Origin of the sequence: Pantoea sp. Lij88 (assembly GCF_030062155.1) — a bacterium.
GTDB lineage: Bacteria > Pseudomonadota > Gammaproteobacteria > Enterobacterales > Enterobacteriaceae > Pantoea.
The window spans coordinates 1,651,661-1,673,557 of sequence record NZ_CP118269.1 but is presented as its reverse complement, the minus strand read 5'-3'; the positions used below and the strand labels follow the sequence as shown (position 1 = coordinate 1,673,557).

29 protein-coding genes are annotated in these 21,897 nt (G+C 53.4%); 20 read left to right on the top strand and 9 right to left on the bottom strand.

All coding sequences use genetic code 11. The features are described 5' to 3' along the window. The first annotated feature begins 91 nt into the window (after positions 1 to 91). Positions 92 to 331, top strand: coding sequence for a DinI-like family protein (locus tag PU624_RS11525; RefSeq protein WP_003854508.1), 240 nt, complete (start codon positions 92 to 94; stop codon positions 329 to 331). A 38-nt stretch (positions 332 to 369) separates the two neighbouring features. Here PU624_RS11525 and PU624_RS11520 read toward each other — a convergent pair whose 3' ends face one another. From PU624_RS11520 to PU624_RS11510, 3 genes are all read right to left on the bottom strand, one after another. Beyond that, positions 370 to 636, bottom strand: a complete 267-nt coding sequence (locus PU624_RS11520) for a hypothetical protein (RefSeq protein ID WP_003854505.1) — start codon at positions 634 to 636, stop codon at positions 370 to 372. A gap of 150 nt (positions 637 to 786) precedes the next feature. After that, entirely contained in the window at positions 787 to 1,128 is a 342-nt protein-coding gene (locus PU624_RS11515) for a hypothetical protein (protein WP_283547726.1), read from the bottom strand. Next, a complete protein-coding gene (locus PU624_RS11510; protein WP_283547725.1) occupies positions 1,115 to 1,498 on the bottom strand; it encodes a hypothetical protein in 384 nt (127 codons plus the stop codon). Before PU624_RS11510 ends, PU624_RS11515 begins: the two co-directional genes overlap by 14 nt. A 136-nt stretch (positions 1,499 to 1,634) precedes the next feature. On the opposite strand from PU624_RS11510, the gene PU624_RS11505 reads away from it, so the two are divergent. After that, the gene (locus tag PU624_RS11505; RefSeq protein ID WP_283547724.1) at positions 1,635 to 2,267 is read left to right on the top strand and encodes a helix-turn-helix domain-containing protein; all 633 of its coding nucleotides are present in this window, start codon (positions 1,635 to 1,637) and stop codon (positions 2,265 to 2,267) included. A gap of 57 nt (positions 2,268 to 2,324) precedes the next feature. Here PU624_RS11505 and PU624_RS11500 read toward each other — a convergent pair whose 3' ends face one another. Further along, on the bottom strand, positions 2,325 to 2,573 hold the full coding sequence (locus PU624_RS11500) for a hypothetical protein (protein ID WP_283547723.1): 249 nt from the start codon (positions 2,571 to 2,573) through the stop codon (positions 2,325 to 2,327). 314 nt (positions 2,574 to 2,887) lie between these two features. Here PU624_RS11500 and PU624_RS11495 point away from each other — a divergent pair, with 314 nt between their 5' ends. Beyond that, on the top strand, positions 2,888 to 3,088 hold the full coding sequence (locus PU624_RS11495; RefSeq protein ID WP_283547722.1) for a hypothetical protein: 201 nt from the start codon (positions 2,888 to 2,890) through the stop codon (positions 3,086 to 3,088). Positions 3,089 to 3,126: 38 nt separating this feature from the next. Here PU624_RS11495 and PU624_RS11490 read toward each other — a convergent pair whose 3' ends face one another. From PU624_RS11490 to fliE, 3 genes are all read right to left on the bottom strand, one after another. After that, the gene (locus PU624_RS11490; protein WP_283547721.1) at positions 3,127 to 4,014 is read right to left on the bottom strand and encodes a glycosyltransferase family 17 protein; all 888 of its coding nucleotides are present in this window, start codon (positions 4,012 to 4,014) and stop codon (positions 3,127 to 3,129) included. A gap of 706 nt (positions 4,015 to 4,720) precedes the next feature. Next, entirely contained in the window at positions 4,721 to 5,062 is a 342-nt protein-coding gene (locus PU624_RS11485) for an STY1065/STY2022 family phage-derived protein (RefSeq protein ID WP_283547720.1), read from the bottom strand. Positions 5,063 to 5,274: 212 nt separating this feature from the next. After that, positions 5,275 to 5,586, bottom strand: a complete 312-nt coding sequence (fliE, locus tag PU624_RS11480; protein ID WP_090960026.1) for a flagellar hook-basal body complex protein FliE — start codon at positions 5,584 to 5,586, stop codon at positions 5,275 to 5,277. Positions 5,587 to 5,817: 231 nt separating this feature from the next. Between fliE and fliF the strand changes: the two genes are divergently transcribed. The 15 genes from fliF (at position 5,818) to PU624_RS11405 (ending at position 19,671) form a co-directional block, all read left to right on the top strand. Beyond that, complete coding sequence (gene fliF, locus PU624_RS11475; RefSeq protein WP_283547719.1) at positions 5,818 to 7,542, top strand: flagellar basal-body MS-ring/collar protein FliF; 1,725 nt, start codon at positions 5,818 to 5,820, stop codon at positions 7,540 to 7,542. Next, positions 7,539 to 8,531, top strand: coding sequence for a flagellar motor switch protein FliG (gene fliG / locus PU624_RS11470; RefSeq protein WP_090960019.1), 993 nt, complete (start codon positions 7,539 to 7,541; stop codon positions 8,529 to 8,531). The genes fliF and fliG overlap by 4 nt, the downstream gene beginning before the upstream one ends. Then, positions 8,524 to 9,216, top strand: coding sequence for a flagellar assembly protein FliH (gene fliH, locus PU624_RS11465; RefSeq protein WP_283547718.1), 693 nt, complete (start codon positions 8,524 to 8,526; stop codon positions 9,214 to 9,216). Before fliG ends, fliH begins: the two co-directional genes overlap by 8 nt. Next, positions 9,216 to 10,577: a flagellar protein export ATPase FliI gene (fliI, locus tag PU624_RS11460; RefSeq protein WP_136198748.1), complete on the top strand. Its 1,362-nt coding sequence runs from the start codon at positions 9,216 to 9,218 to the stop codon at positions 10,575 to 10,577. The genes fliH and fliI overlap by 1 nt, the downstream gene beginning before the upstream one ends. A 27-nt stretch (positions 10,578 to 10,604) precedes the next feature. Beyond that, a complete protein-coding gene (gene fliJ, locus PU624_RS11455; protein WP_003854478.1) occupies positions 10,605 to 11,048 on the top strand; it encodes a flagellar export protein FliJ in 444 nt (147 codons plus the stop codon). Next, positions 11,045 to 12,313: a flagellar hook-length control protein FliK gene (locus PU624_RS11450; protein WP_283547717.1), complete on the top strand. Its 1,269-nt coding sequence runs from the start codon at positions 11,045 to 11,047 to the stop codon at positions 12,311 to 12,313. The genes fliJ and PU624_RS11450 overlap by 4 nt, the downstream gene beginning before the upstream one ends. A 127-nt stretch (positions 12,314 to 12,440) precedes the next feature. After that, a complete protein-coding gene (gene fliL, locus PU624_RS11445) occupies positions 12,441 to 12,926 on the top strand; it encodes a flagellar basal body-associated protein FliL (RefSeq protein ID WP_283547716.1) in 486 nt (161 codons plus the stop codon). A gap of 4 nt (positions 12,927 to 12,930) precedes the next feature. Beyond that, positions 12,931 to 13,938, top strand: coding sequence for a flagellar motor switch protein FliM (gene fliM, locus PU624_RS11440; RefSeq protein ID WP_003854473.1), 1,008 nt, complete (start codon positions 12,931 to 12,933; stop codon positions 13,936 to 13,938). After that, positions 13,931 to 14,338, top strand: coding sequence for a flagellar motor switch protein FliN (fliN, locus tag PU624_RS11435; protein ID WP_283547715.1), 408 nt, complete (start codon positions 13,931 to 13,933; stop codon positions 14,336 to 14,338). The genes fliM and fliN overlap by 8 nt, the downstream gene beginning before the upstream one ends. 10 nt (positions 14,339 to 14,348) lie before the next feature. Next, complete coding sequence (gene fliO / locus PU624_RS11430; protein ID WP_090960002.1) at positions 14,349 to 14,747, top strand: flagellar biosynthetic protein FliO; 399 nt, start codon at positions 14,349 to 14,351, stop codon at positions 14,745 to 14,747. Then, the gene (fliP, locus tag PU624_RS11425; protein ID WP_031593200.1) at positions 14,747 to 15,478 is read left to right on the top strand and encodes a flagellar type III secretion system pore protein FliP; all 732 of its coding nucleotides are present in this window, start codon (positions 14,747 to 14,749) and stop codon (positions 15,476 to 15,478) included. The genes fliO and fliP overlap by 1 nt, the downstream gene beginning before the upstream one ends. A 26-nt stretch (positions 15,479 to 15,504) precedes the next feature. Further along, positions 15,505 to 15,774, top strand: a complete 270-nt coding sequence (gene fliQ / locus PU624_RS11420; RefSeq protein WP_003854466.1) for a flagellar biosynthesis protein FliQ — start codon at positions 15,505 to 15,507, stop codon at positions 15,772 to 15,774. Further along, positions 15,774 to 16,559, top strand: coding sequence for a flagellar biosynthetic protein FliR (fliR, locus tag PU624_RS11415; protein WP_283547714.1), 786 nt, complete (start codon positions 15,774 to 15,776; stop codon positions 16,557 to 16,559). Before fliQ ends, fliR begins: the two co-directional genes overlap by 1 nt. Positions 16,560 to 17,187: 628 nt before the next feature. Further along, a complete protein-coding gene (gene rcsA / locus PU624_RS11410; protein WP_283547713.1) occupies positions 17,188 to 17,823 on the top strand; it encodes a transcriptional regulator RcsA in 636 nt (211 codons plus the stop codon). 141 nt (positions 17,824 to 17,964) lie between these two features. Continuing rightward, positions 17,965 to 19,671 carry a methyl-accepting chemotaxis protein gene (locus tag PU624_RS11405; protein ID WP_283547712.1) on the top strand — a complete coding sequence of 569 codons (1,707 nt, stop codon included), beginning with the start codon at positions 17,965 to 17,967 and terminating at the stop codon, positions 19,669 to 19,671. Positions 19,672 to 19,779: 108 nt separating this feature from the next. Here the strand turns inward: PU624_RS11405 and dsrB are convergent, their stop codons facing one another. Both dsrB and PU624_RS11395 read right to left on the bottom strand, forming a co-directional pair. Then, positions 19,780 to 19,974, bottom strand: coding sequence for a protein DsrB (dsrB, locus tag PU624_RS11400; RefSeq protein ID WP_283547711.1), 195 nt, complete (start codon positions 19,972 to 19,974; stop codon positions 19,780 to 19,782). Positions 19,975 to 20,036: 62 nt separating this feature from the next. Then, positions 20,037 to 20,195 carry a YqaE/Pmp3 family membrane protein gene (locus tag PU624_RS11395; protein ID WP_003854456.1) on the bottom strand — a complete coding sequence of 53 codons (159 nt, stop codon included), beginning with the start codon at positions 20,193 to 20,195 and terminating at the stop codon, positions 20,037 to 20,039. A gap of 318 nt (positions 20,196 to 20,513) precedes the next feature. Here PU624_RS11395 and PU624_RS11390 point away from each other — a divergent pair, with 318 nt between their 5' ends. Both PU624_RS11390 and PU624_RS11385 read left to right on the top strand, forming a co-directional pair. After that, positions 20,514 to 20,732 carry a DUF2525 domain-containing protein gene (locus PU624_RS11390; RefSeq protein ID WP_283547710.1) on the top strand — a complete coding sequence of 73 codons (219 nt, stop codon included), beginning with the start codon at positions 20,514 to 20,516 and terminating at the stop codon, positions 20,730 to 20,732. Positions 20,733 to 21,100: 368 nt separating this feature from the next. Next, complete coding sequence (locus PU624_RS11385; protein WP_283547709.1) at positions 21,101 to 21,892, top strand: mannosyl-3-phosphoglycerate phosphatase-related protein; 792 nt, start codon at positions 21,101 to 21,103, stop codon at positions 21,890 to 21,892. Positions 21,893 to 21,897: the final 5 nt, after the last annotated feature.

The window sequence follows — 21,897 nt, the reverse complement described above, 5'->3', positions numbered from 1 at the left end:
AAATTTTTCGCGAAATAGGGCGCACTGCCTTGCTACTGTTTTTATTTACAGTATTATATGTCAGCGATTTTGCCCTGAATGGATTGCCATCATGTTTGTTGAGTTGATTTATGACAAGCGCAACGTTGCCGGTTTACCGGGTGCTCGCGAGATGATTCGTGAGGAGCTGGAAAAGCGGGTGCATCGGGTGTTCCCTGACATCGAAGTTAAGGTCAAGCCGATGGAGCGTAACGCGATTGATACGGATTTGAGTAAGAACGATAAAGCGACAGTTGCGCGGATTGTTGAAGAGATGTTCGACGAAGCGGAAATGTGGCTGGTGGCCGATTAATCCCTTAACGGCCACCGCATCAGTTAGCGGGAGATGACTTAGCTCTCCTGCTCGCTGTGATTAATTTCAATCTCGATGTCCTGAATAGCGGCATCCAGGTCTTCCAGCAGTTTACCCTGCTTGTTCAGCAACGCATCGATCCGGTCGGCGTTGGTCTTATCTTTATACTCACCGGCATCAAACGCTAACCAATGGCTGGAAAGGGTTTCGGTGTTGGTCTGCGCATAGTGGCGCATCTCTTTTAGCTGAGAAGTCACGTCACGCAGATAATCAGTTTTGGTCTTGGTTTCTGTTGAATCGCTCATGCTAAATTTCCTTCTGGTCAGTTATCCAAAGTGATTAGGCTTAGCGGTTCATCAACCGGCCAATCAGCGGGCCTGCATTCAGATACAAATGTCGCCCGGAGATTTAAAACTAGTCGATAATAGCGAAGCCGCACTAAGAATAATCGGAAGTTATGGTTTCTGAGCCGGTTTTGCTTCAGGCGCCTCACTGACAATGACGACCTCTTTAACTTTGGTGACCGTCTTTTCGGCGACGCGATCCGGTATCACATCGAGCTTACGCTGCAACGCTGAAACCTGATCGGTCAGCAGTTCCACTCTGTCATCACGCCGCGCGGCTATCACGCGATAATCCGCACGAATCTCCTCGACCCGCCGGTTTGCGGTGTTACTCACGTAAAGAAAAATAATCGTCATCAGGATGCAAATCATCGAACAGCTCAGCAGAATGCAGCCGAGGATAACTTTGCGTCGATATGACATAGGTGCCTTGGTGCTGTTAATCGTTGCCATCGCTGCGATCCTCCAGAGTTGAGATAAGCCGATCAATCTCATTACGAAATTTATCGTTGTGATCGGTTTCGGTCATAGCCAGTAAAATGCCCACCGCGTTTCTGATTAACCGAAGATCGGTTTCTAGTGTCGAGATACGCCGCAGATTCCTGTCGTGCCGTTCGCGCAGTTCATCATTTTCCTCCCGCATCATCTGGTTGCTCTCTTTCAGCAACACCACCTGCTCTTTGTAACTGGTTATAATTTCGCCGCCCGCCCGATTACTGGTTACGATTGACGCAATACCCGCCAATAACGGTTTCCAGAACAGTGCTGCTGCGCCCCCACCCAGAACTAACGCACCCATACTGGTAATAAGACTACTTTCCATGCCACACCCCTTTGTCCGGTAAGGTCTCTGGAACACACTGCGTGCTGATAAGCCACGTCCTCCGCCTGAAATTTAAGATTGCTTAAATACCACGCTTAAGTATACTTAAGTCACTCTCAACCAAAAAGTCAAGCTGATGAAAAACGAAACGCTGGGTGACCGCATCCGACTCCGACGTAAATCACTGCAGTTAACGCAGAAGCAATTGGCACAACAGGTAAAAGTGTCCCATGTAGCCATTTCGCAATGGGAAAAAGAGGAGACGCTGCCGCGTGGTGAGAACCTGTTACGGCTCGCCGAAGCGCTGGGCTGCGCCCCGGCTTTTCTGATAGATGGGGATGGACCTGTTTTCAGTGAAAGTGCTTATGGTGGTATGCACCAGATCCCATTGCTGGCGCAGCGCGATGTCGCGCAATGGCTGAATGACACCCGTTCTGTGCGGCATGAACTGCTGATGCACAACGACATGGCGCTTTCGCAGCAGAGCTTTGCCTTCCGGGTGGAAGAACAGGCGATGACGCCCGCGATTCTGAAGGATGATGTGGTGATCATCGATCCCAGCCTGGCACCTCAGCCCGGCGACTGCGTGCTGGCATTGCAGCAACAGGTCGCCCTGCTCCGGACCTGGCGTCAGCGCAACAGTGAAGATGGCGTCACGCTATTTGAACTGGCACCGGTAAATATCAATTTTCCCGAACTGCATTCCAGCCGGGATAGCCTGACGCTACTGGGTACGCTGGTGGAGTTACGCCGTTATCGCCAGCCATAAAAAAACCCGCAGGCGCGGGTTAACTTTTTATCGTACAACGAAGGTCCGGGCGGGCACTCAGAGGGCGTCAGTGAGTTGATCCACGATCACCTTGCCCTGCAGATCGGTCTGCATAATACGGTAATTCACCGGCCATGAGCGACGGGTACTGAGTTTATCGAACAGGGTTACACCGCCTTTTTTGACACCCTGGCGATTAACAATAATCCATTCGGTGACCTCTTCCTGACCACGATTTCTCAGGCTCACCGAACGTTGTTCGATTAACTGATCTTCGGCTTCAATCTTTAAATAGTCTCGTAACATAATTTCTATCTCCTGGTAACGCAGCTCACTATATGCTTTTTATTAATCCGTTCAATCGAATTTATTTATCGATGGTTTTATCGACAATGTGACCTGCCGCAAGCGAGACGACAGGTTTGTCCATTTCAGCCGCATCAATTCCCCGTTAGCATGATCATGCTGTACACACCCGAACATCGAAAAATGACGTGTTCAGTATGAGAGAAACTCCGATTAGCCCGCCTCTGGCGGGCTTTTTTTGGCGTCAATCTGATACGAATGCGGGATTCCAGGGCTGGTCTAGACTTAAGGGACTGGGACAAAAGGAGTGAAATATGTTTAAGCACAATACGAATGAAGAACGTAAGAAAGAAGGTGATGTCAGCAAAAGCCTGCCCGAAGCCGCGCCACATGCCGGTAATGCTTATGAAGAAGATGATCATCCCGCCACCGATGCCCCGAAAGATCATGGCGAAGTGCCGCGTAAAAACGATGACAGTCAGGATGATAAGAAAGATCCTTACAAAGCAGGCTGATGTGCAAGAGGCGCGCCCGTTGGGCGCGCTGGTATGCGTCAGGATTTAATCAGTTCCGCCAGCCGATGCTGATTTTCGACCAGCCAGTCAGGAAAGTGTTCAGTCGTAACCGGCACGATCTCCATCCTTCGCGGACGATTCCAGATATCAATATTGTTCTCAACGCAGCGCCGGATGTGATCCGGATTGTTGAATTCAGGACAGTTATGTTCGGTATGAGAGATTGTCGCCATTTTTTCACTGATGCGCGCATCGCTCATGACCCATGAAAAATGCCACCCACCCTCTTTAATCACCTTTGTCCGGACATTGAGCCACTTACGGCGCCACCAGCTTTCGCGGATCGGGGTACCCCGGCGCTTAACGTTGCGCAGCAATTCAGGCTGGCCCAGGAAAAAGGTGCGCAGGGTCTTAAAGGTCACCATTTTCGCTAGTGTGGCACAGCGTGGTGTACCGTCGTTGTTTAATACCCGGACATTGAATTTAAAATTAAAATACTGCTGATGCAGCGTTGTGCAAAGATGACGATGGCTGAATGCTTTAATCGCTTCAGGCCGGGGAATTTCATCGACGTCTGAGACAATAATAATATCGTCATCCTGTGCGCCGACCAGGCCCTGCATGATCTGATTACGTGCAGTGGATTCATTTTCCCAGGGATCTGTTTCGCCCGCTTTAACCAGAGAGCTATTCGATTTAAAGGCCTGCTGATAAAATACAGGCTCAATATCATTGACGACATAAATAATTTTATCGCGGAAGCGGGCAAACTTTTCAATATTAAAATTAAGCTTGCATCGGCGTTTGCCGGTAAACGTATATTGCGATTCCACAATCACAAACCGGTCAACCACATGCTCAAGCGTGTTCAGACGCATCTCAAGCAGGATGTCTTCGTCATAGTATAAGAAGCAGTCATAAATCATAATAATCAGAGGCACTTAAGGAGTAAAATTTTCATCAGGTCACCTCTGCCCGGCGAGCATATCAGAGAGTAAACCTCTCATTGTGAGGCCGGCTTCAGTTAAGCCTGATGGATGGTGTAATTTACTGCGTTAAACTTTCCGTGTTTATAGTAAGCTGGCTAACAATATAGCCGGACAATAAAAAGCTGATACGTCAGGATATTGGATGATTAATATAAAGACAGATTTTACATTTAGTCAGTAATGCGAGCAATATTAAGCGCAATTTTTTGATTAAAACGAGTGAGACAGCCGATATCCGGAGAGTATTAGTCGACAAAATAACCAGGATGGTTTAGCTGATAGAGAAAATAATTATGGCCTGATTTTAAGGCAAAGCCTGACTCTTCTGGGCGGATGCGTGGATATGTGACACGTGGGGTTTTAACTGCAACATTCTGCCAGAATCAGACCAGCGCGACGTTTTACTATGAGCCAATAGTATGAGATATCAGTGCAACTGGTTCAGCGATGATCGCGCCGTGTAAAAAACCCGTCAGATGCCTGGTGAGAGTGGCAGGGTATGCAACCCGAATGCTCAGGTAATGAAATCAGTTGTCAGGCCGTTCAGGACCCAGGTGTTACCTGACAACCTTACTCACTTCTCTCACCGAAAATTTTGTCAGGCCCACTTCAGGGCCAGAACAATGTCAGGAGTGTTCATTTCCTACTTAGCCGGCTCGCAATCATAGTCACCCCGGATTCGGATCTGACTCTGGCTGGTGCGAACGATTTCCGCCCTCAGCAAGCCTTTGCCATTGCGCATCGTCTGCTCCATATCCACCATCCCCGGCGCTTTACTGTTTTTAACCAGCAGCTTGACCGTGGCGTTGTCGTAATCGCCCTTCTCTTTCGCAAACGTCACTTTCTGGGTTTTTGCACGTTCCCCGTTCACTGAGAACCAGCCACTTTTATCGGCTTTGAGATTGAACGGCCCACACTGCGTAGCAGCAAAGGCTGGAGCGGATAAGCTGATTAACGATGCGACAAGGATAAGTTTTTTAAGCATGAGTTGGCGTCCTGCTGATGGGTGATGAGCCGACTACGCTGAAGAGGGAGCTCCCTGCTGCACGGCCCTTAATAAACAGCAGTATAGTCAATGACGCCTGTATTACCGCCAGTACAGGGTCACAGACTCAGCATCGTAATCGGCATAGCTGCTGACAATGCAGCACGCTATCCTCTCTCAGGCAGGGAGACTCTTCTCTGTGAGAGCAGTAACTACACCTGCATATTCATAATTTCGCTGTACGCCGACACCAGCTTGTTCCTGACCTGAATCCCCATCTGCATTGAGATTGAAGATTTCTGCAGATCGACCATCACATCATTCAGGGCGATGCCGGGTTTCCCCATCTCAAAATCCTGCGCCTGGGTGCGTGCGGTGGTCTGCGTCTCGCTGATCTTATCCAGCGCCGCTTTCATGGTTGCGCCGAAATCGATCTGATTAGGGGATTCACTGCTGCGGTTACTGGCCTGCAGTGAGGTCGCCTGTAGCTGCTGCAGTACGCCATCAATTGCCTGAATGGACATGAACGATACCTTATAAAGAGGATGATATTTTTGATGTGAGCAAAAGTTAGCACGTTGTCAATGAGACAAAGCCGCTAAATGACATCAAAAACCCTACCTTATCCAGGCATCGAATTTTACTTAACACCTAATAATGCCTGGCATTGAAGTGGAAATTTTATCTACGCAGGTCAGGGAGTCTGTTTTGCCATCTCAACTTACCCGGTCAATTACGTCAGGCAGGAAACGGTCATGAATGCGAGTACAGCCGCCACAACAGAACAAGAAAAGAAAGGCTTCGGTGACCTGTTTGCTCGCCTGCGCGCAAATCCGCGTATTCCTTTAGTCATCGCCGCTGCTGCCGTCATGGCAATTGTGATCGCGATGGTGCTCTGGGCGAAACAGCCATCTTATAGCGTCCTTTATAACAACCTCACTGATGAGGATGGCGGTGCCATCGTCACGCAGCTGACGGCGATGAACATCCCTTATCGCTTCGCCGAAAACGGCGGCGCATTAATGGTGCCTGAAGCGAACGTGCATGAACTGCGTCTGCGTCTGGCTCAGCAGGGTCTGCCAAAAGGCGGCTCGGTAGGCTTCGAGCTGCTGGATAAAGAGAAGTTCGGTATCAGCCAGTTCAGCGAGCAGGTTAACTACCAGCGTGCGCTGGAAGGCGAACTGGCCCGCACCATCGAATCGCTCGGCCCGGTTAAAAGCGCCCGCGTTCATCTGGCGATGCCAAAACCAACCTTATTTGTGCGTGAGCAGAAAGCACCATCCGCCTCTGTCACCTTAACGCTGCAGCCTGGCCGTACGCTGGATGAAGGTCAGATTCAGGCCATCGCCCACATGGTTTCAAGCAGCGTCGCCGGTTTACCGCCGGGCAACGTGACCGTGGTCGATCAGACCGGTCGCCTGCTGACCCGCTCTGATTCCGCCGGTCGCGATCTGAATGATGCGCAGCTGAAGTACTCTTCTGAAGTGGAAGCGCGTTATCAGCAACGTATTGAAGCCATCCTGAATCCGATTCTGGGTCAGGGCAATGTGCATGCACAGGTTACCGCGCAGATTAACTTCGATACCGCCGAGCAGACCGACGAGAAATATCAGCCTAACGCGAACCCATCGAACTCAGCGATTCGTTCACGTCAGACCAGCACCAGCGATCAGTCAGGCAGCCCTTATCCGGGCGGCGTGCCGGGCGCACTCTCTAACCAGCCTGCGCCCGCTAACACCGCGCCGGTAACGACGCCTAACAACACTGCAGCCAACGGTCAGGCCGCGAATGGTCAGAACAACGCAGCGAATAACGCTAACCAGACCACCAGCACCGCACCGGCCAGCTCAGGACCCACCAACTCGCGTCGTGACGACACGGTGAACTACGAGCTGGATCGCACCATCCGTCATACCAAAGTCAACGTGGGTGACGTACAGCGCCTGTCGGTTGCCGTGGTCGTGAACTTCCGTGCAGATGATAAAGGCAAAGCCGTTGCGCTGAACGAACAGCAGCTGAAGCAGATTGAAGACCTGACCCGCGAAGCAATGGGCTACTCCCAGACGCGTGGCGACAGCATCAACGTAGTGAACTCGCAGTTCAACACGACAGAGCCAGTGACCACCGACCTGCCCTTCTGGCAACAGCAGTCCTTCTTTGATCAGCTGATGAACGCCGGTAAGTGGCTGTTGATTGCTCTGGTGGCCTTCATCCTCTATCGCAAACTGGTTCGTCCGCACCTGGTTCGCAAACAGGCCGCAGAGAAAGCCGCTGCTGAAGCCATTGCCGCTCGTGCGACAGAACAGCCGGAAGAAGAAGCCTTTAATGTGCAGCTCAGCAAAGATGAGCTGGATCAGGAACGTAAGTCTAACAACCGCATGAGCGCAGAAGTGATGAGTCAACGCATCCGCGACATGTCAGAAAACGATCCGCGCGTTGTCGCGCTGGTAATTCGCGAATGGATGAGTAAAGAGCTATGAGTCTGACCGGAACCGAAAAAAGCGCCATCCTCATGATGACCATTGGCGAAGAGCGCGCCGCGGAAGTTTTCAAACACCTGAACCAGCGTGAAGTGCAACATCTGAGCGCCTCGATGGCCAACATGCGTCAGGTGTCCCATAAACAGCTGACCGAAGTACTGCGCGAGTTCGAAGCGGATGCCGAGCAGTTCGCGGCGCTGAGCCTGAACTCGAACGAATACCTGCGTTCGGTGCTGACACGTGCACTGGGCGAAGAACGCGCCTCCAGCCTGCTGGAGGACATTCTCGAAACACGCGAAACCACCAGCGGCATGGAAACGCTCAACTTTATGGAACCGCAGGCCGCCGCCGACCTTATTCGCGACGAGCATCCACAGATCATCGCGACCATCCTGGTGCACCTCAAACGTGCTCAGGCTGCGGATATCGTGGCGCTGTTCGACGAACGTCTGCGTCACGATGTGATGCTGCGTATCGCGACCTTCGGTGGTGTGCAGCCAGCCGCGCTGGCCGAACTGACCGAAGTACTGAACGGCCTGCTGGATGGCACCAACCTCAAGCGCGCGAAGATGGGCGGCGTGAGAACGGCAGCCGAGATCATCAACCTGATGAAAACGCAGCAGGAAGAGGCGGTTATCGAAGCGGTACGCGACTTCGATGGCGAACTGGCACAGAAAATTATCGACGAGATGTTCCTGTTCGAAAACCTGGTGGCCGTGGACGACCGCAGCATCCAGCGTCTGTTGCAGGAAGTGGAATCCGAGCAGCTGCTGGTTGCACTGAAAGGTGCCGAACAGCCACTGCGCGAGAAGTTCCTCAAGAACATGTCAGCCCGTGCGGCCGATATCCTGCGCGACGACCTGTCCAACCGTGGTCCGGTCCGTATGTCCGCAGTGGAAAACGAACAGAAAGCAATCCTGCTGGTGGTTCGCCGCCTGGCCGAATCGGGCGAGATGGTGATTGGTGGTGGCGAGGAAACTTATGTCTGATGCATTTTCTGCCCGCCCCTGGCAGCTGTGGCAGCCCAGCGATTTAGGCCGCTTTGATGAGCCTGAACCTGAGCTGCAGCCAGAAATCTATGAAGCTGAAGAGGGCGTTGATGAGCAGCAACAGCAGCTCGAACGTCTGCAGCATCAGATGCGTAAAGAAGCACAGAGCCAGGGTTACAACGAAGGCTATCAGCAGGGTGTGACCGAAGGGCAGAAAGCGGGCTACGACGCCGGTTTTCAGCAGGGTCTGGCCGATGCGCAGCAGCAGCAGGCGCCCCTTCAGGCGCGGATGCAGCAGCTGGTCACGGAGTTCCAGAACACGCTGGAATCCCTGGACAGCGTCATCGCTGCCCGCCTGATGCAGCTGGCGCTGGAAGCGGCTCGCTCAGTAATCGGTCAGGCGACCACGGTGGATGGCACTGCCCTGCTCCGTCAGATTCAGGGTTTACTGCAGCAGGAGCCGATGTTCAGTGGCAAACCGCAGCTGCGTGTTCACCCGGATGATTTACAGCGTATTGAGCAGACCCTGGGCCCGACGCTGGATCTGCATGGCTGGCGCCTGATCGCTGACAGCACCCTGCATCCTGGCGGCTGCAAACTCAGCGCAGAAGATGGCGACCTGGATGCCAGCGTCGCGACGCGCTGGCAGGAACTCTGCCGCCTTGCAGCACCTGGAGAAATTTAATGACCACCCGTCTGAATCGCTGGCTTGGCTCGCTCGACGCCTTTGAAAAACGCATCGCCCAGGTGCAACCGGTACGCCGTTATGGCCGCCTGACCCGTGCCACCGGCCTGGTGCTGGAAGCGACCGGCTTACAGCTGCCACTGGGTGCGACCTGCGTGATCGAACGCAACGATGGCAAAACCATCAGCGAAATCGAAAGCGAAGTCGTGGGATTCAATGGTCAGAAGCTGCTGATGATGCCACTGGAAGAAGTGGACGGCATCTTACCGGGTGCGCGGGTTTATGCGCGCCAGAACGGTGAGAATCCGCAGGCGGGCAAACAGATGATGCTGGGCCCGGAGCTGCTGGGCCGCGTACTCGATGGCAGTGGACGACCGCTGGATGGCCTGCCGTCACCGGATACCGGCTATCGTGCGCCGCTGAACACGCCGCCGTTTAACCCGCTGCAGCGGACGCCGATCACCGATGTACTGGACACCGGTGTGCGCGCGATTAACGCCCTGCTGACAGTCGGTCGCGGGCAGCGTATGGGCCTGTTCGCCGGTTCGGGCGTGGGCAAAAGCGTGCTGCTGGGCATGATGGCCCGTTACACCAAAGCCGACGTGATTGTGGTCGGTCTGATTGGCGAACGTGGCCGCGAAGTAAAAGATTTTATCGAGAACATTCTCGGTGCTGAAGGCCGCGCCCGTTCGGTGGTCATCGCCGCCCCGGCCGACGTATCGCCGCTGCTGCGTATGCAGGGTGCCGCTTACGCCACGCGTATCGCAGAAGATTTTCGTGATCGCGGCAAGCATGTGTTGCTGATTATGGACTCCCTCACCCGCTACGCCATGGCGCAGCGTGAGATCGCCCTGGCGATTGGTGAGCCGCCAGCGACCAAAGGTTATCCGCCTTCCGTGTTCGCCAAACTGCCTGCGCTGGTTGAGCGTGCCGGTAACGGCATCGACGGCGGCGGCTCGATCACCGCCTTCTATACCGTCCTGACCGAAGGCGACGATCAGCAGGACCCGATTGCGGACTCCGCGCGCGCCATTCTTGATGGCCACATTGTGCTGTCGCGTCGGCTGGGCGAAGCGGGCCACTATCCGGCCATTGATATTGAAGCCTCGATTAGCCGTGCGATGACCTCGCTGATCGATGAGAACCACTATGCGCAGGTGCGCCAGTTCAAGCAGTTGCTCTCCAGTTTCCAGCGAAACCGCGATCTGGTCAGCGTCGGCGCTTATGCCGCCGGCAGCGATCCCATGCTTGATAAAGCGATCACGCTCTACCCGCAGATGGAAGCCTTCCTGCAACAGGGCATTTTTGAGCGCAGCGATTACGACGACGCCAGCCTGCATCTGCATGCGCTGTTTGGCTAGTCACCATGATTAACGCGAGGTAACGCAATGAAAACTGCAAATGCCATCGATACGCTGCGCGACTTAGCGGAGCAGGATCTCGAACGTGCCGCCATCTATTTAGGCGATATGCGTCGCGGCCAGCATGCCGCTAATGAGCAGCTGACAATGCTGCTCGATTATCAGGACGAGTATCGCAACAAGCTCAACGATGACATGTCATCCGGAATCGCCAGCACGCGCTGGACGAACTACCACCAGTTTATTCAGACGCTGGAAAAAGCGATTGAGCAGCACCGCAACCAGCTCAACAACTGGAATCAGCGACTGGAGCAGGCACTGATCAACTGGCGCGACAAACAGCAACGGCTTAACGCCTATCAGACACTGATAACGCGCGCAGCGGAAAATGCATTACGACAGGAAAACCGTCTCGATCAGAAACGGATGGATGAATTTGCCCAACGGGCCGCATCGAGGAGAGGCGAATGATTACGCTGCCAAACATTGTCATGAAAGCGTCGGTTAAAACCGACGCGGAACCATCAGTCTCAACCGACCTTGCTGCGGGCGAAGATGCCCTGCCTAAGGACTTTCTGACTGCGCTGGGAAACCAGCTGCTTGGTCTGGCTAAACAGCATGGCAAAGTGGCGCAATCTGCTGACGCTAAAGCAGAAACTGCCGATGAAGCGCGCCCTAAGGCACCCCTGAATGCCCTGATGGCGGCGCTGGATAATCCTGCTGCGCTGACCGCCCTGATTAAACCTGAAAATATTAAAGCTGGGTCAAAATCAGCCGATGATAAAGACAAGCCGGACGTGGCACCCTTAAGCGCCACCGACATGCAGAATGTGCAGGCGTTGTTCGCCATGTTACCGGGTGCGGTAACGCCGCCAGCGACGCCGTCGACCCCGATCAGCAGTGAGGCGGGCGAGCTGATTGCCCAGACCGACACCGGCCGGAAAAGTCAGACCTCGCTGACGCAACTGCTGAACAGCGCACAGCAGAGCCACGCAGAGGGTGATGATGAGAAGTCGTCAGCCAGAAGCGACGCCCAGGGCAAACCTGCCGTCACAGCGGCCGCCAGCCAGAACAACAACGCCGCGCAGAGTGCGACCAGCAATGGCCTGACGCTCGACAGCAGTTTCCAGCAGGCGCTGAGCAATATGATTAAGCCGGATGATCAGGGCGCGATCAAAGCCAGCGTCAGCGACAACACGATCAATGCAATGCCCGTCGCCACCGCCAGCAGCCTGCCTGCTCCGGTGACCGCCTCCGCGACCATCAGCACCCCGTCAACGCCAACGCTGAATTCACAGCTGGGCAGCGACGAGTGGCAGCAGGCGCTGAGTCAGCAGATTGTGATGTTCAGTCGCAATGGCCAGCAGAACGCGGAGTTGCGTTTACATCCGGCAGACCTTGGCGCTATCCAGATCAGCCTGAAACTGGATAACGACCAGGCACAAATTAATCTGGTTTCCGGTCATAGCCACGTCAGAGCGGCGCTGGAAGCCGCGATACCGCAGCTGCGCAGCGCGCTGGCAGAAAGCGGTATCAACCTGGGCGAGAGTCAGGTGAGCAGTGACAGTTCCGCGCAGGGCCAGCAATTCCAGCAGCAACAGGAGGCGCGCCGCGATGGACAGCATGGCCGCTTCTCCCTCTCCCAGGACAGTGACACCGACATTACGCCGATCGCCGTTCCCGCCGCCCTTCAGGCTCGCGTCAGCGGCAATAGCGCCGTCGATACTTTCGCCTGACAGCGGCAAACGCTGAAGGTAAGCGTAAAACCCGCGTCTTATCTACCCATTGGTTTGACTTAAGACGCGGATAATCTGTCTCGTGAGCCGAGAGGCTTGCCTATAATTCACAGGAAGTAACTGCACCATGTCTGATAACGCGAAAGCAAAAGGCAGCAAACGTAAACTCTTAATACCAGTGTTGCTTATTTTGACGCTGGCCGCTTGCAGCGTGGCAGGCTATGCAGTCTGGCGAATGATGAATAAACATGAGGGCGATAAGCCTGAGGTGGCGAAAGTAGAACCGCCTCCCGCTCCGGTCTTTTTTGCACTTGATACATTTACGGTTAACCTGGTCAATCCCGACAACGATCCTGACCGCGTGCTGTACGTAGGCTTTACCCTGCGTCTGGCCGATGAGGAGTCCCGGAGTCGGATGAATGACTATCTGCCTGAGGTGCGCAGCCGTTTGCTGCTGCTGCTCTCGCGTCAGAGTGCTGCGGCGCTGGCGACTGAGCAAGGAAAACAGGCGCTTGTTGAACAAATCAAACAGGCGCTGACACCCCCGCTGGTAAAAGGTCAACCTCCGCAGGCTGTAAACGACGTGCTGTTTACTGCCTTCATTTTGAGGTGAATCAATGGGCGATAGCATTCTCTCCCAGGCTGAAATTGACGCCCTTTTAAACGGCGACAGCGGCAGCGCGGAAGAAGAAAAGAAACAAAACGGACCGGAAGGCGATATTCGTCCTTACGATCCGAATACCCAGCGCCGTGTGGTACGCGAGCGTTTGCAGGCGCTGGAGATTATTAACGAGCGTTTTGCCCGTAGTTTCCGTATGGCGCTGTTTAACCTGCTGCGCCGTAGCCCGGATATCAGCGTCGGGGCGATCAAGATTCAGCCGTATCACGAGTTTGCCCGCAATCTGCCGGTGCCGACCAACCTGAACCTGATCCACCTGAAGCCGCTGCGCGGCACCGCGCTGGTCGTGTTCTCACCGAGCCTGGTGTTTATCGCTGTCGACAACCTGTTTGGTGGCGACGGACGTTTTCCGACTAAAGTCGAAGGCCGTGAGTTTACTCATACCGAGCAGCGCGTGATTCGCCGCATGCTGAAGCTGGCGCTGGATGGTTACAGCGACGCATGGAAGGCCATTTATCCACTGGACGTCGAGTATGTACGTTCAGAGATGCAGGTAAAGTTCACCAACATCACCACTTCACCGAACGACATCGTGGTTAACACGCCGTTCCAGGTGGAGATTGGTAACCTGGTGGGTGAGTTTAATATCTGCATCCCGTTTTCAATGATTGAACCGCTGCGCGAGCTGCTGGTGAACCCACCGCTCGAAAACTCCCGTCAGGAAGATAACCACTGGCGCGACAACCTGGTCAAACAGGTGCAGCACTCTGAGCTGGAACTGATTGCTCACTTTGCCGAAACCTCACTGCGTCTGTCACGGATCCTGCAGCTGAAACCCGGTGATGTGCTGCCGATTGAGAAACCTGAACGTATTATCGCGCATGTCGATAGCGTCCCGGTATTAACCAGCCAATATGGCACGATGAATGGTCAGTACGCGCTCCGTGTCGAACACCTGATTAACCCGATTTTGAATTCGCTGAACGAGGAACAGCCCCATGACTGACAGTAATAAACCGTCTGACGATGTCTCTGCGGACGATCTGTGGGCTGAAGCGATGAATGAGCAGGTCGGCAGCAGCAGTGCGCCGCAGACCGACGACGTCTTCAAATCATTCGACAGCGGTAATGTCGCTGGATCGCTGCAGGATATCGATCTGATTATGGATATCCCGGTGAAACTCACCGTGGAACTGGGTCGCACCAAGATGACCATCAAAGAGCTGCTGCGTCTGGCGCAGGGCTCCGTGGTGTCACTGGATGGCCTGGCAGGTGAACCGCTGGACATTCTGATCAACGGCTATCTGATTGCGCAGGGTGAAGTTGTGGTCGTGAACGACAAATATGGCGTTCGCATCACCGACATCATCACCCCTTCTGAACGTATGCGTCGTCTGAGTCGCTAAGAGTCACATTATGAATAGCCAGAATCAAACGCTGCAACCGGCTGCACCGCACGCTCAGGCGATCTCGACCGGCTCTATGCTGGCTCAGGTCAGCAGCGTGTTAGCCGTGATTATCTTATTGATTCTGGCCTGCGCCTGGCTGGCGCGCCGTGTCGGCTTTGCGCCGAAAAAGGTCAGCAGCCAGGAGCTCAAACTGACAGCCAGCGTCTCCGTGGGCCAGCGTGAGCGGGTGGTGATTATCGATACCCCTGATGCACGTCTGGTGCTGGGCGTCACCGCACAGCAGATTACCCATCTGCATACGCTGCCGCCGGGTGAACCGGTCTCTGTGACGCCGGTAAACAGTGCGCCGCAGGATTTTCGTCAGCTGTTACAGAATCTGGTTAAACGTCCCGGAAAACCACAATGATGCGTCGACTGCTTCCTTTACTGCCACTGCTGTTACTGGCACCGGTTGCCCATGCCCAGCTGCCAGGCCTGGTGAGTCACTCACTGCCGAATGGCGGTCAGAGCTGGTCACTGCCGGTTCAGACGCTGGTCTTTATCACTGCGCTGACCTTTATCCCGGCCGTGCTGCTGATGATGACCAGCTTCACCCGCATCATCATTGTGTTTGGTTTACTGCGTAACGCCCTGGGCACACCATCGGCGCCGCCTAACCAGGTGCTGCTCGGACTGTCGCTGTTTCTGACCTTCTTTATTATGGCGCCGACTTTCGACAAAATTTATCAGGACGCCTATCTGCCGTTCAGTCAGGACAAGATCAGCATGGATGTGGCGATTGATAAAGGTGCTCAGCCGCTGCGCGAGTTTATGCTGCGTCAGACCCGCGAAGCCGATTTAGCCCTGTTTGCCCGTCTGGCGAACACCGCCCCGATAGCCGGTCCTGAAGCCGTGCCGATGCGTATCCTGCTGCCTGCTTATGTCACCAGCGAGCTGAAGACCGCGTTCCAGATTGGCTTTACCGTGTTTATCCCGTTCCTGATCATCGACCTGGTGGTTGCCAGCGTACTGATGGCATTAGGGATGATGATGGTCCCGCCAGCGTCTATCGCGCTGCCGTTTAAACTGATGCTGTTTGTTCTGGTCGATGGCTGGCAACTGCTGGTCGGTTCACTGGCGCAAAGCTTCTACTCCTGATCCCCCTTTTCTTACCGGAGCAACACATGACACCCGAATCAGTAATGGTAATGGGACAGGAAGCGATGCGCGTCGCCCTGATGCTGGCCGCCCCGCTGCTGCTGGCAGCCCTGGTCAGCGGTCTGCTGATTAGCCTTATCCAGGCGGCGACCCAGGTCAACGAACAGACCTTATCCTTTATTCCTAAGATCCTGGCCGTCGCAACGACCGGTATCATTGCCGGCCCGTGGATGCTGAATCTGCTGCTGGACTACATCCGCACCGTCTTTACCAACCTGCCTTACATCATCGGCTGATGATTACTCTCGATAGCAGCCAGCTGGTTCATTGGGTCAGTCAGTTCTTCTGGCCCCTGGTGCGCATCATGGCGTTATTCGCCACCGCACCCATCCTCAATGAACGATCCATCAGCAAGCGTGTCAAAATCGGTCTGGCGGTGATGATCACCTGGCTGGTGATGCCGCTGTTACCGGCTGTCGATGTCACCCTGTTTTCGCCTCCAGGCTTTCTGCTGCTGATTCAGCAGATGCTGATTGGTATTGCGCTTGGCTTCACCATGCAGTTCGCTTTTGCTGCCGTGCGCCTTGCCGGGGAAGTGATTGGTTTGCAGATGGGGATTTCGTTCGCCACCTTTTTCGATCCTGGCAGCCGTCTGAACATGCCGGTTCTGGCCCGTTTTCTCGACATGCTGGCGATGCTGCTGTTCCTGACCTTTAACGGACACCTGTGGCTGATTTCTCTGCTGGTGGACAGTTTTCATACGCTGCCGATTGGCGGTGAGCCGATAAATGCCAATGCGTTTATGGCGCTGGTGAAGTCGGGCGGATTAATTTTCCTTAACGGCATGATGTTAGCGCTGCCGTTAATCGTTTTGTTACTCATGGTAAATCTGGTACTGGGTTTGTTAAACCGTGTTTCACCACAGTTATCAATCTTCGCAATTGGCTTCCCGATTACCTTATCAGTCGGAATTTTAACCATCAGCTTGCTGATGCCCCTGCTAGCCCCGTTCTGTGAGCGTTTGTTCGGTGAAATATTTGATTTACTCGCCGTGTTCCTGACAGAACTATCCCGCCCCTGAACATTAAGTTTCTAACTACCTTTGCATAACGACACTTAAGTATCGCAAAACCATCCATGCATTTTCAGAACCATGTTTTCCAGAATGCAACTAAGGAAATTCTGATAAACGTGCGCAGAGTCTGAAAATAATTCTTATTAAACCGGGCTTCGCGTATTTTAGTGGGGTGGTTCACAGAAGCTGTCAGACTGTGAATGTGCAGGTAAAATCGGCAAAACACTGTATTTTCAAGAAAAAAAACTTTAAGTGATTTTTCTTGTTAAAAAATGTTTTTTCCGGCATTGTCAACGCACGCTGAGACATCACACTTTCGTAAAACAAATGTTTTTGAGAATTGTCCTATCAGAAAACCCCCTGTTTTCAGGGATAGTGACACAGCTCTCAAAAAAATGAGCTTTACTGAATCTCCGGCACTTCACTGGCATTCCCCGCCATTGCCGGAGAATGTGTGACGTCATGGCAGCACAAATTTTTTGCAGAACGGGTCAGGGATGAAGACTTTTACGGGCGTTTGCCCGTTGCCAAACTGCACGAGCAGAATAAAAAAGTATCTAAGAAATCTCTCTCGTACCGCAACGCGTATTCATCGTTGATTTAAACGGATAACAAATTGGTGAGGGTCGCTATTATGCCAACTATTATTATGGATTCCTGCAACTACACACGCCTGGGATTATCAGACTATATGTCTTTAAAAGGAGTTAAGAAGAAAAATATCTCTTCTGTCTCCGATATTGAGCAACTACAGCAAAAATGTGAGCAATTAAACCCTGGTGTCGTCTTTATTAATGAAGATTGTTTCATTCATGAGCCAGATTCCAGTGAACGTATCCGCACTATTATTACGCAGCATCCCGATACGCTGTTCTTTATATTCATGGCGATTAGCAATATCCATTTTGAAGAATATCTCTACGTTCGTAAGAACCTGATTATTACGTCAAAAGCGATGAAGACATCGACCCTGGACTCTTTACTCGGAACCTATTTGCAGAAGAAGCTTAACCAGTCTGCCCGCATCTCTTCGGGCATGGATGTTCATCCATTAACCCTGAGCCAGACTGAGTCAAACATGCTGAAGATGTGGATGTCAGGTCATGATACCATCCAGATCTCAGATAAAATGCAAATTAAGGCCAAAACGGTATCGTCACACAAAGGTAATATTAAACGCAAAATCAAAACCCATAATAAGCAGGTTATTTATCATGTGGTGCGTTTGACCGATAATGTGACCTCGGGTATTTACGTTAATATTCGCTGATCGTAAAACCTGAATAACCGGCCTTGATGGCCGGTTTTTTTTTGCTCAAAATTGCGATCCACATCTCACTCTTACCGCTAACCCTTTACGCTCTTTTGCCGATGTTATGCCTTATAACAACAGCCTCAAGAGAGCAAGGATATGAACACTGCATTAGATAATGATGGACAGAAAAGCGCTGGCATCTGGCAGAATCTCCGCCTGGTGCCGCTGTTTAGCCTGATCTTCGGCGGCATTTTGCTGCTGTTCGCACTCTGTATAGGTGTCGCCAGTTACTTTCTGATTTTAGGTAATCACTCCCTCGATGATGCCACGGACGAGATTCAGGTCCGAATGGGCCTCTCTAACAGTTCAAACCACCTGCGTACTGCGCGCCTGACGATTATTCAGGCCGGTGCCGCCGCACGTATTGGTGACATGGACGCATTTCGCGCCAACGTGGCTGCGGCTGAAAAACGGATTCAGCAGGCAAAGGATGGCTTCGCCGTCTATCAGGCACGTGAAGTGAAGACCCCGGCTGACACGGAACTGGACGCCACGCTGCAGGCACGTTTCAACGATTACATTAATAAAGGCCTGATACCGATGATCGAGGCCGGTAAGCAGGGCAGCTTCGAGGGCATTATCGCGCAGGAAACCGACGTTACCCGCAAGCTGGACGAAGACTATAACGCGGTGCTACTGAAGGCGATTAAGATTCGTACTGACCGTGCCAATGCCATTACCGCCGAAGCAGATCAGCAGTCGCGCATCGGCTTTATCTCTATGGCCGTGGCGTTCAGTGCTGCACTGGTGCTGGTGCTGCTGACCTTTGTCTTCCTGCGCCGCGTGGTGATTAACCCGCTGCGTCAGTCGGTGATGCGTATCGAACGTATTGCTCAGGGTGACCTGACCTCCGCTCCCCTGCCCTTTGGGCGCAGTGAGATTGGTACGCTGATCCATAATCTGCAGCTGATGCAGCAGTCGCTGGTGACCACCGTCGGTACGGTGCGTGAAGGCGCTGTGGCGATTTATCAGGGCTCCAGCGAAATTTCAGCCGGCAACACCGATCTCTCTTCGCGCACCGAGCAGCAGGCGGCGGCGCTGGAGCAGACGGCTGCCAGCATGGAACAGCTGACTGCCACGGTGAAACAGAACGCCGAGAATGCCCATCATGCCAGCCAGCTGGCAGCGGATGCCTCCGGTAAAGCGCGCAGCGGGGGTGATCTGGTCAATAGCGTCGTGAAAACCATGACCAATATCTCCGGCAGCTCGAAAAAGATCGCTGAGATCACCAACGTCATCAACAGCATTGCATTCCAGACCAACATCCTGGCATTGAACGCGGCGGTCGAAGCGGCGCGTGCCGGTGAACAGGGTCGTGGTTTTGCCGTGGTGGCCAGTGAAGTGCGGAGTCTGGCCCAGCGCAGTGCGCAGGCGGCTAAAGAAATTGAATCGCTGATTGCTGAGTCGGTCACGCTGATCAATGACGGTTCCCATCAGGTTGGCGAAGCCGGCAGCACCATGGGTGAGATTGTCGAAGCGGTTCGTCGCGTCACCGATATTATGTCGGAGATTGCCGCGGCGTCAGACGAGCAGAGCCGCGGTATTCAGCAGGTGAGCCAGGCGGTCACCGAGATGGATAACGTGACTCAGCAGAACGCCTCGCTGGTGGAAGAAGCGTCCGCAGCAGCAGCCTCGCTGGAAGATCAGGCGGGTAAACTGACGCAGGCGGTAGCCGCATTCCGCCTGCAGGATTCACCTGCGACCGCAGGTGCGGCTCCTCGCGCCTCTGCCCCGTTAAAAACCCCGGCGCTGGCGCCACGTCCTGCGCTGGCCGCCGGTACTGATAACTGGGAAACCTTCTGAGATCATGCCGGATAACGTTAAGCAGCTGACCTCAGCCGCTTAGTCGCCAACAGCAAAAAGCCGCCTTTCCGGCAGTCGGAAATGCGGCTTTTTTAATGCGCGTCAGATTCAGGCGTCCTGGTAAGGCTCAACGAATATGCCATCCGGCTGATGAGTCTCGTTAAAAAACCAGATGCCCAACGGATAATCCTCGAGCGCTACCAGGAACATGGTGCCTTCATTAAATGGCTCCATCGCCAGAATGGTGCCAGTGCGACGCGGGCCGCCATCGGTTTTGACGCTGACGCGGTCATTTACCTTCATTTCGGTTCTCCTGATTATTTACTGCGTACAGTCTAAACGAAGAACCGTGCCGATGCAGCGCGTTAGCGGCGGGCAATGACCCAGACGGCATGAATGATACCGGGGATATAACCACAGATCGTCAGCAGGATGTTCAGCCAGAAGGCGCCGCCAAAACCGACCTGCATGAATACGCCCAGCGGAGGCAGCAGAATCGCGATAATAATTCTTAAGATGTCCATAACCATTCCTTTAGGTATTGATAAAAATCAGCTTTATCAATAACTATAGCTGAATCTGCTCTGTTCAGGCGAAAAGTCAGGTAAATCTGAGTAAGTCCGGAATTTTGCAATTTCTTAACATTTCACCGCAAGACTTCTTACGCGCCTGGCCTTTACACTCCTTCTACTGCACCACCCCCATAGGTGCAGCCACAACCTGAAAGTAACAAGGATTTTGCCCGCGCAGCGCGGGCTTTTTTTTGCCTGCGATCTGCCCGTCCCCGCCTTTCTGCATCGCGTTCTATACTGAATATTCTGTTTGCTCTCAGGAGTCTGAAAATGACAGACGAAAAACAGCACAGCGAAGGTCAGCCGTCGGATTTACAGGTTGATGTCGAGGGGTTACTGGCGGCGATTCAGGCCAGAACGTCAGGAGAGATACGGGAGTTTATGGATCAGGGCCAGACGCCACGGCTGGAAGTAGAAGGAGAGATTTACTACTCCTACACCGAACTGGCGGAGGCGTTTGAAATCGACATTTCTAACTATCGCGCCTGACAATTGCGTTGATGAAATCGATTTCAAAAAAATACCCGGCATGATTGCCGGGTAAAAAATTCAATTCGTTACACCAGGGAATTCTTAACACCTCTGCAGATTACGCTATCCCGACTCCGAAACAAGTATCAGATATGCACGTTTCTGCAACATATCGGGTAATTATCACGCAATCGTGACGAAAACTCCGCGCCTGCCAGTGACTTAACGTTGCACACTTCATGCATCCCCCTCTTTTGGTGTCCTCCGGTTTTAAGAATTATCCTGGAATTTGCCCCAGCGGCGCAGGAAAAAAAGTGTGAGCCATATTCAACTATAATATTGAAAAATCGCTGCTTTAGCCGCGAACGTGATGAAAGGAGCTGTGAATGCCTAATCTCCACCAGCCGTTAATGATTATCACCGACCTGGATGGTTCATTACTTGACCATCATACCTATCGCTGGGATGCGGCCACCGAATGGCTCACCACGCTGAAACAGCATGAGATTCCACTGGTGATCTGTTCCAGCAAAACCGCAGCCGAGATCATTCCTCTGCAAAAAAGGCTCGGCATCAGCGGCTCACCGTTTATTGCTGAAAACGGCGCTGTGGTGCAAACCCACGATCAGCAGCGGATCCGGCTGCCCGACAGCGCGCTGACCTATGACGCCCTCTGTCAGCGGCTGGCTGCTTTGAAAGCTGAATACCGTTTTACCGGCTTCCATGACTTCTCTGATCCGGAAATTTCTTCAATGACCGGTCTGAGCGAGGCGGATGCAGAACTGTCGCGTCAGCGCGATGCGTCTGAAGTGATTGTCTGGCGCGATAGTAACGACGCCTTTGACCGGTTCCATGACGCGCTGCGGGCGGAAGGCCTGGCGCTGACCCAAGGCGGCCGTTTCTGGCATGTCATGCCCGCAGGCAGCGGCAAAGGCGAAGCGCTGCGCTGGCTGCTGGCGCACTCACCCGGAGAGACACGCACCACCATCGGACTGGGTGACGGGCCTAACGATGCCCCGATGCTGGATGCGGTTGATTATGCCGTGGTCATTAAGGGCTACAGTAAAACACCGGTCACACTCAGCCGGGCCGACCAGCAGCAGGTCTATCATACCGCTCATCATGGCCCCGAAGGCTGGCGTGAAGGGCTGGACTATTTTTTGACTCAACCTCAATAAGCTGC